At 47.0% G+C, this 8,484-nt stretch carries 8 protein-coding genes; 4 read left to right on the top strand and 4 right to left on the bottom strand.

What is annotated here, in order from left to right; all coding sequences use genetic code 11:
- From QUB61_RS00170 to QUB61_RS00155, 4 genes are all read right to left on the bottom strand, one after another.
- The coding region (locus QUB61_RS00170) for a hypothetical protein (RefSeq protein ID WP_333189744.1) at nucleotides 1-183 on the bottom strand (183 nt) is incomplete at its 3' end.
- Nucleotides 184-266: 83 nt separating this feature from the next.
- The gene (locus QUB61_RS00165) at nucleotides 267-1,757 is read right to left on the bottom strand and encodes a catalase (RefSeq protein ID WP_333133298.1); all 1,491 of its coding nucleotides are present in this window, start codon (nucleotides 1,755-1,757) and stop codon (nucleotides 267-269) included.
- A gap of 368 nt (nucleotides 1,758-2,125) precedes the next feature.
- On the bottom strand, nucleotides 2,126-2,608 hold the full coding sequence (locus QUB61_RS00160; protein ID WP_333133299.1) for a hypothetical protein: 483 nt from the start codon (nucleotides 2,606-2,608) through the stop codon (nucleotides 2,126-2,128).
- Nucleotides 2,601-2,834 carry a hypothetical protein gene (locus QUB61_RS00155; RefSeq protein ID WP_333133300.1) on the bottom strand — a complete coding sequence of 78 codons (234 nt, stop codon included), beginning with the start codon at nucleotides 2,832-2,834 and terminating at the stop codon, nucleotides 2,601-2,603. The genes QUB61_RS00160 and QUB61_RS00155 overlap by 8 nt, the downstream gene beginning before the upstream one ends.
- Before the next feature lie 272 nt (nucleotides 2,835-3,106).
- On the opposite strand from QUB61_RS00155, the gene QUB61_RS00150 reads away from it, so the two are divergent.
- The 4 genes from QUB61_RS00150 (at nucleotide 3,107) to ileS (ending at nucleotide 8,387) form a co-directional block, all read left to right on the top strand.
- On the top strand, nucleotides 3,107-3,373 hold the full coding sequence (locus QUB61_RS00150) for a type II toxin-antitoxin system HicB family antitoxin (RefSeq protein ID WP_333133301.1): 267 nt from the start codon (nucleotides 3,107-3,109) through the stop codon (nucleotides 3,371-3,373).
- A 97-nt stretch (nucleotides 3,374-3,470) separates the two neighbouring features.
- Entirely contained in the window at nucleotides 3,471-3,605 is a 135-nt protein-coding gene (locus QUB61_RS00145; protein ID WP_333133302.1) for a hypothetical protein, read from the top strand.
- Between the two features lie 346 nt (nucleotides 3,606-3,951).
- Nucleotides 3,952-4,362 carry an Npun_F0494 family protein gene (locus QUB61_RS00140; protein WP_333133303.1) on the top strand — a complete coding sequence of 137 codons (411 nt, stop codon included), beginning with the start codon at nucleotides 3,952-3,954 and terminating at the stop codon, nucleotides 4,360-4,362.
- Between the two features lie 434 nt (nucleotides 4,363-4,796).
- A complete protein-coding gene (gene ileS, locus QUB61_RS00135) occupies nucleotides 4,797-8,387 on the top strand; it encodes an isoleucine--tRNA ligase (RefSeq protein WP_333133304.1) in 3,591 nt (1,196 codons plus the stop codon).
- The last annotated feature ends 97 nt before the right edge of the window (nucleotides 8,388-8,484 follow it).

Below are 8,484 nucleotides of genomic sequence, written 5' to 3'. Positions count from 1 at the left end.
ACAGGCATCTTGCCTGTTCAGCGAGAATAGTGCAAGATGTGAGAATAGACATCTGCTAAAAAGCAGATGTCTAATTGCACGCATAGTTTCAATACTGAGCTCTTGCACCATTGTCAATAATCCTTTTTTGAACAGGCAAGATGCCTGTTCCACAAAGAGTAGATTTTCTCGCTTCACAGGCATCTTGCCTGTTCAGCGAGAATAGTGCAAGATGTGAGAATAGACATCTGCTAAAAAGCAGATGTCTAATTGAATGTTCGCGGGTTCTACACACCAATCGGTTGAGCAGCAGCGGGCATCATAGAAGGATCGATCGCAATTCCTAAACCTTCTGCGACTTGCCGGCCGTAATTCGGATCGGCGCGGAAAAAATGGCAGAGTTGGCGCATCTGAATTTCCGGTTTTGCTGCACTCAAACTTTCCACAATGTTAGCGACAAGCCGCTGCTGTGCGTCGGGTTTCATCAAGCGATAGAGGTCTCCTGCTTGAGTGTAATCGTCATTTCCCTTACGGCGATCGTAGCGATCGACTTTGACATTTCCTAAGTCCCAAGCTGGGTCAGCATAGACCGAGTTTTGCTTCGGGGCATCTTCGTGGCTGTTGGGTTCGTAGTTGGGCCCGCTACCACCGTTGTTACCCGGTGCCATTGCGCCATCCCGCTGATAGTTCATCACCGGACACTTTGGTTGATTGACGGGCAATTGCTGATAGTTTGCACCGAGACGGTAGCGTTGAGCATCTGGATAAGACATGATGCGAGATTGCAGCACTTTGTCTGGAGAGAAGCTAATACCTGGAACGACATTAGAAGGAGAAAATGCCGCCTGTTCCACCTCAGCAAAAAAGTTTTGTGGATTGCGATTGAGTTCCAGGATTCCCACGTCAATTAACGGAAACTCTGAATGCTTCCACACTTTTGTCAAGTCAAAGGGGTTTTCGCGATACTCTGCAGCCTGGGCCTCGGTCATTACTTGAATGCAAAACCGCCACTTGGGATAATTACCTTGGTCGATTGCCTCAAACAAATCGCGAGTCGCATGATCGGGGTCTTCGCCTTTGATCCGCATCGCTTCTTCGGCGGTGAAATTGTCAATACCTTGCACGGTTTTGAAGTGGAATTTGCACCAAACCCGTTCTCCTCGAGCATCGATCAGGCTGAAGGTATGGCTGCCAAAACCGTCCATGTGGCGGTGGTTTTTCGGCGTACCGCGATCGGAAAACAGAATTGTCACCTGATGCAAAGCTTCTGGACTCAGGGACCAGAAATCCCACTTGGCGTCAGGATCTTTGAGATGCGTTTGGGGATGGCGCTTTTGGGTGTGGATCAAATCAGGGAATTTGAGCGGATCGCGGATGAAGAAAACAGGCGTGTTGTTGCCTACTAAATCCCAGTTTCCTTCTTCGGTGTAGAACTTCATCGAAAAACCTCTGGGGTCACGTTCGGCATCCGCTGAACCTTGTTCGCCGCCTACGGTAGAGAAGCGGAGGAGAACCTGAGTTTCTTTGCCAACTTCTGAGAATAGGTGAGCTTTGGTGTAGCGAGTAATGTCATTGGTGACGGTAAACGTGCCAAATGCAGCGGCTCCTTTTGCATGGACAACGCGTTCAGGAATGCGTTCCCGGTTGAAGTGAGCCAGTTTTTCCATCAGGTAAAAATCCTGCATGAGGATAGGCCCGCGTTCACCTGCTGTCAAGGAATTTTGGTTATCTGCAACCGGAATCCCGCTAGCGGTTGTCAATGTTTTGTCTTCTGTCATAGTAGGTAAATTGATTGCTCTATCCTAAGTATTCTATACCTTTCTGGGATCCAGGTGTTTCTGCGGTGGTAATTCTCCGATCGGCGATCGGGTGTTAAATTATTGGTGTGTTTTCAAAATTTGCTGAATCAATTAAAACTAATTTACCAATAAAATTTGATAGATTTATACACTGTTTTTCTCAGAAAAAAAGCTGATTATTGGGTTTCTTTGTGTAGGGTTTCTCTAAACCGGGCGAGGTGAGCTGATTTAATCTGGACTTACGCATCAAAAGCAAAGAAACCGGGTTTTTTAGATTTCGGCGCGCTGTAATGCGTCTTCTGGGCAAAAAAACCGGTTTCGGATTAGCTGTGGGTAAGTCTTATTAATTAAACTTCAGTCGGTTGTTTTTGGGACTCTAGCCAGCGATCGTAAGCTGTTCGATCGCCTCCGAATGAATCAATGGTTGCGGGCGATCGCTCATATTGCTTGAGTGGAGCATTTTCTATTGGTTTGTAAGCGCAATAGCAAATACAAATTGAGTCAAACTCTGCGCCATAGGGAGCGGGAATTTCAGGGGTATATTCCTGAACTTTCACAACTTCCCACCCGCTGTCTCTAAAATGAGTTGATGCACTGGGAAACATTGGATCGATCGCACTTGGGACAACAACGCTTTCGGTTAAACGATAGCCCGGTGCTGGGGATGGCTTACCACTAGAGTCATAATGCTCGGCTATTGTCCAAATCAATGACTTAACCGATCCGGCATTAGCTACTCGGTAAAAGCTTTCTCCTACTTTTGTTTCGGTGAGTGAACGGTATTTTTCCAGTTCACCTTTTTCGGCGCGGAAAATAATGTATTTACGCATTTTCTTTTCTCTCCTTCAGGTAATCACCTTGACTCAAGTCCATTGGCGACGGCGGAAACTCGCAATTTCCATCAAAAATGCAATCAACGCTCAAAATAGAATTGCCAGTCTCTTCTACATTTTTAAGCTGCCAACCGTATTTTTCTTCCATATTAGTGCAAGCCTCTTCGCTTGTAGCTGCATGGCGCGTCTCGTTTTTTTCGTCATCATACCGAGGTTGTGACATAATTAATATGCTCCCTGGTTGGCTGTTTCAAGATTTGGAGTAGTGGTCTTGTCTGGGTGTTACTGCTCTCGGACAGGCGCTTGTCCCTACTTTGTAGTATAGAGCAGGCTATCTGTATAATATCTATCTGGTATTTACGCACGGAAATTCTGCACTCTGCAATAGTTCGGTGGGGTTATCCTCCGCCTTGACTTGTGGGCGATAGCGTGTTAGATTATCGGTGTCTCCTCAAAATTTGCTGACTCCATTAAACTTAATTTACTAAGTAAAATATGATTGATTTCTACACTGTAATTATCAGAAAAAGTGCTGATTATTGGGTTTCTTTGTGTTTAGAAAATGGATTTGTGGGACAAGGCAATACTCCCGAACAATCTATTGATAAACTCAAACAAGCTATTGAGTCATTTTCCGAAGTCTATGAATCCGAGTCTGATGTTTATCTCAGCCCTCTTTCTATTAATGAATTACACGAGTTTCTAACTTTAGAAGATGCCGAAGGCTCAGACACTTATGAACTAAGAAAAGTTTATGCCTAAAAACCTTCCATCTTTAAAACCTAAAGCATTAATTAAGATTTTAGAATAAAACGGATGTCAGTTTTACCGAGAGGGGAAAGGGGACTATCGTTTGTATATGCGTGAAATTGAAGACCGAAAAAGGATTGTTCCGATTGATATGGGTGCTGGGGAAATGTCACCAGCTTATGTGTTGCGGATTTTCAGGCAATTTGGGTTTACAGATCCAGAAATTGAGGGGATGATTAGCTAAGTCACAGTTAAATAGGACTATCGCTTCTCTAAGAATTGGTTTAGGTAGAAGGCATCAATCTCCTGAGAGAACGCAGGGTTATTGGATGCAAGTAAACGGCCTTTATACCTTTCCCGATCATTTTAATAGTATAAGAAGCTATGGAGAAATCATAAAAATAGAAATGTTGGATATTATTCAGTATATAGGTCATAATAAGTGTAAAAGTTAATTGGGTAAATAAGCCTTAGTGTTCGCTTCTTTGACTATTGTCAGGGATACAGCAGCCGATCGCCCACTTCAACTGTCAATACGTCGTTATATCTGCAATCATAAAAAATATAGTACCTGTTCAGAAATTCTCTCAATGACTTTTATCCCATCCGAAGCGTTTAAATCTATTAGTTATCCCGGCCGCACTGTCAAAAGAGCCGATCGCGCGGTCCGGTGCAGCCCTTTTCAATTACACTTCTTCCAGACCATCCGCGATAACAGTGTTTTCCTAAGTGCGATCGCCTCAAACGCGGGTGTCGAAAGCGGCTACACCCGATCGCCCGTATCCGAACTCGTAGCCGAAAACTCCCTACTCTGGCTGATCCAAGTCGGCGTACTGCGGCGGGAAGTAGACGGACAAGGCATTACCGACAGTTTTCGCCTCACACCCCTAGGCCGCCAACTCGTGGAAAAATGGGAACAGCAAGGACAGGGAGTGCCGGCCGCGTCATTTTGCGATCGCATGGGAAATGCCGTTAGCCGCGGGTTGGGACTGTTCCTCTGAGGGGTTTTCACTCGCCCGAGTCCGACATTCCGACAGGGAATTTATTCCCTGTCTCATAGCGGAAGTCGGTTAAAACCGACTGCAAGTGTCAATTGCTGAATCCTTCAATCTCACCGTCGGTGAAATGTTCAGTTGGCTAACCCAATAGCCGAAGGTCGATTTGTGATATCGTTTATGGTTCGACCGGAATGATTAAACCGCAGAGGGCGCAGAGGGCGCAGAGTTCGAGAAGAGAGAGAACTCTACGGATTTGGTTCGATCTAATGTGCGGTCGATCGCTTATACTAAAATATCTGGCTGTCAACTCTTCAAGGACGAGAGAGGACTTGCGTTCCTCACTACAAATTTAATTATGATTATTTAACCGGACTTGATATCATCTCTCAAATAACCGCTAACTACTAACAACTAACTACATAAAAAGTTTGTCAAAAATGGAAGCTAAATCTTACAAAGACACGGTAAATCTGCCCAAAACCAAGTTTGATATGCGCGCTAACGCGGCCAAGCGCGAACCAGAATTGCAAAAGTTTTGGGCAGATCAAGAAATCTACGATCGCCTATCCGACAATAACCCAGGCGACTTGTTTATCCTCCACGACGGCCCGCCCTACGCTAACGGACAACTCCACATCGGCCACGCCCTCAACAAAATCCTCAAAGACTTTATCAACCGCTACCAAATGCTGCGCGGCAAAAAAGTCCGCTACGTGCCCGGTTGGGATTGTCACGGATTGCCGATCGAACTTAAAGTATTGCAGAACATGAAATCGGAGGAGCGGCTAAATCTAACCCCGATCGAACTCCGCCGCAAAGCCTCCGCCTTCGCGCAGCAAACAATGGAACAGCAGCGCGAATCCTTCCAGCGCTACGGCGTTTGGGGCGACTGGGAACACCCGTATTTAACCCTAAAACCCGAATACGAAGCGGCTCAAATCGGCGTTTTCGGTCAAATGGTACTCAAAGGCTACATCTACCGCGGCTTCAAACCCGTTCACTGGAGCCCGAGCTCGAAAACAGCCCTCGCCGAAGCGGAATTGGAATATCCCGAAGGCCACACGTCGCGCAGCATCTACGTCGGCTTCCACGTGAAAAAACTGTCAAAATCCCTGCAAACGAAGCTCAAGCGCTATATGCCGAGCCTCTGGGCGGCGATTTGGACGACTACTCCCTGGACAATTCCGGCAAACTTGGCGATCGCAGTCAATCCCGAACTGACTTATGCGGTGGTGGAACCGCCGGCAAATTCCCACATCGCACAACAATTTATGTTAGTAGCTGTCGATGCGGTCGATCGGCTGTCGGCAACTTTTAACACTCAATTAAAAATACTCGCTACCTTCAAAGGCAAAGAATTAGAAGGCTGCATCTACAAACACCCGCTGTTCGATCGCGAAAGTCCAATTGTTGCCGGCGGTGACTACATTACCGCTGATTCAGGAACCGGATTGGTACACACCGCACCGGGGCACGGACAAGAAGACTTTATCGTCGGAAAACGCTGCGGTTTGCCAGTTTTAACCCCCGTAGATGAAAACGGAAATTTCACCGCAGAAGCAGGACAGTTTGCAGGTTTAAATGTCCTCGGAAACGGCAACGGCGCAGTCATTGATGCCCTTGCCGAAGCAAATTGTTTGATTAAAGAGGAAAGTTACGCTCACTCTTATCCTTACGATTGGCGCACGAAAAAGCCGACTATTTTTCGGGCGACGGAACAGTGGTTTGCCTCGGTTGAAGGGTTCCGAGATGAAGCCCTAAAAGCGATCGCCGAGGTGAATTGGATTCCCGCCCAAGGGGAAAATCGGATTACTGCAATGGTGGGCGATCGGTCGGATTGGTGCATCTCTCGCCAGCGGACTTGGGGCGTTCCCATTCCCGTATTCTACGACGAAGAAACCAACGAACCGCTGTTAAATGAAGAAACGATCGCCCACGTGCAAGCTATCTTTGCCGAGAAAGGTTCGGATGCTTGGTGGGAATTGTCGATCGATGAATTGCTGCCGGAATCTTACCGCAACAACGGCCGCACTTACCGCAAGGGAACCGACACGATGGATGTGTGGTTTGACTCGGGTTCTTCCTGGGCCGCAGTTGCCCAAGGTCGATCGGAATTAAACTATCCTGCTGATATCTATTTGGAAGGTTCAGACCAACACCGCGGCTGGTTTCAATCCAGCTTGCTTACGAGTGTAGCAACTAACGGCGTCGCTCCTTATAAAACAGTTTTGACTCACGGTTTTGTGCTAGATGAAAAAGGCCGCAAGATGAGCAAATCTGAAGGCAATGTCGTAGATCCGGCGGCAGTAATTAAGGAATATGGGGCCGATGTTTTGCGGTTGTGGGTGTCTTCGGTAGACTACTCGGCAGACGTGCCGTTGGGCAAAAACATTCTCAAACAGCAGTCGGATGTTTACCGCAAAATTCGCAATACAGCTAAGTTTTTGCTGGGCAATTTGCACGACTTTGACCCCGCAAAAGATGCCGTTATTTACGAGGAATTGCCGGAACTCGACCGCTATATGCTGCACAGAATGGGCGAAGTATTTGCGGAAGTCCAAGATGCTTTTGAAAGCTTCCAATTTTCCAGATTTTTCCAAACTGTGCAGAATTTCTGCACGGTGGATTTATCGAATTTTTACTTGGATATTGCCAAAGACCGACTTTACATCAGCGCGACAGATACCCTTCGCCGCCGCAGTTGTCAGACGGTGATTGCAATTGCTGTGGAGAATTTAGCACGGGCGATCGCACCTGTTTTGTGTCACATGGCTGAGGATATTTGGCAGTACCTTCCCTATCCGACTCCTTACAAGTCAGTATTTGAAGCCGGCTGGGTGCAACTTGATGCTTCGTGGCACAATCCAGAATTGGCGACTCGCTGGCAGTATTTGCGACAAGTGCGCGGCGAAGTTAACAAGGTTTTGGAAAAAGCCCGGATTGAAAAGGCGATCGGTTCTTCTTTGGAAGCTAAGGTTTTATTGTACGTTCCCGATGTTGAGAAAAGACAGCAATTGCAAGCTTTGAATCCCAGCAGCGAAGAATTGGTGGATTATGTGCGATCGCAAAATTCACTCGTACACTCAGCCGCAGAGGAGAAAGCAAAAGTAGCACAAGATCGGCAGGAAGAACAAGCGGCAAATGTTGCGAAAGTGTTGACAGAAAACACAATTTATGTTGAGGCGGAAACGCTCGCTCAAAAGGGCGATCGCTCTTCTGAGATAATACAGTATTCTGCCCCAGAATCGTCGGCTTCAGATGGGCAGCCAATCTTAGATCGAGTCGCCGAGTTTGTAGCTAATTTGCCTGAATACGCGGGTAACTTTATCACAGAAAACCAAAAAGTGCTGGTAACACTTGGGCTGTTAGCCTCTTTGTTGATAACGGGCCGAGTAACGCTGGCGATTTTGGATACGATTAATCAGATTCCGATGTTGGGAGGCCTATTGGAAGTCATCGGCATCTTATTTACAATCTGGTTTGTTTTCCGTCACTTGCTGTTTGCGGCCAACCGTCAAAAAATTGCACTACAAATTGATTTGCTGACAGCAGATGTGCTGGGCCAGACAACCGCGATCGTGCCTGCACAAACAAAGGCGATCGTCCTCGCACCGGCAGTAGAGACAGCGCTTGTGCTTGTAGAAACACAGGCGATCGTACAAACAGCCTCAGTAGAAACGGCGCTTGTAGAAACACCCCAAATCCCGAAAGCAGAATTAGTTGCGATCGAACCCAAGCCAGAAATTCCTGCTGACCTAGCTGCAGGGCACGATTCTACAATGACCGGGAACGGTGTAGACGAACTGCGCTATTTGTTCATTACTTCGGAAGTGGAACTGGTAGAATCGAATGCCATCCTGCAAGAATTGCCGTACACTTATCAGTCTCCGGAGTTGGCGATTGGTGTAGTCAAAGCAGAGGGGGAAAAGTGCGATCGCTGCTGGAATTACTCGACTCACGTCGGAGAGTCGATCGAACATCCGCTAATTTGCGAACGCTGCGTTTCGGCAGTAGACCACAAATTCTAACCTAGGCTGTGTACCGCGCACCTTACATCTTAATGTAGGGTGCGTTGTCCGCACAGAACAGCGAATTGCACTATCTCAAAAGATTTTTTTTGCAACC

It is taken from the genome of Microcoleus sp. C2D2 (assembly GCF_036702495.1).
GTDB lineage: Bacteria > Cyanobacteriota > Cyanobacteriia > Cyanobacteriales > Microcoleaceae > Microcoleus.
This window is presented reverse-complemented; position numbering and strand designations above follow the sequence as displayed.

Excerpts from the sequence above, each read along its gene's own strand:
- QUB61_RS00150 (WP_333133301.1), top strand. The coding sequence starts at position 3,107 with ATGATTGATTTCTACACTGTAATTATCAGAAAAAGTGCTGATTATTGG.
- QUB61_RS00140 (WP_333133303.1), top strand. The coding sequence starts at position 3,952 with ATGACTTTTATCCCATCCGAAGCGTTTAAATCTATTAGTTATCCCGGC.
- QUB61_RS00160 (WP_333133299.1), bottom strand. The coding sequence starts at position 2,608 with ATGCGTAAATACATTATTTTCCGCGCCGAAAAAGGTGAACTGGAAAAA.
- ileS (WP_333133304.1), top strand. The coding sequence starts at position 4,797 with ATGGAAGCTAAATCTTACAAAGACACGGTAAATCTGCCCAAAACCAAG.
- QUB61_RS00155 (WP_333133300.1), bottom strand. The coding sequence starts at position 2,834 with ATGTCACAACCTCGGTATGATGACGAAAAAAACGAGACGCGCCATGCA.
- QUB61_RS00145 (WP_333133302.1), top strand. The coding sequence starts at position 3,471 with ATGCGTGAAATTGAAGACCGAAAAAGGATTGTTCCGATTGATATGGGT.
- QUB61_RS00165 (WP_333133298.1), bottom strand. The coding sequence starts at position 1,757 with ATGACAGAAGACAAAACATTGACAACCGCTAGCGGGATTCCGGTTGCA.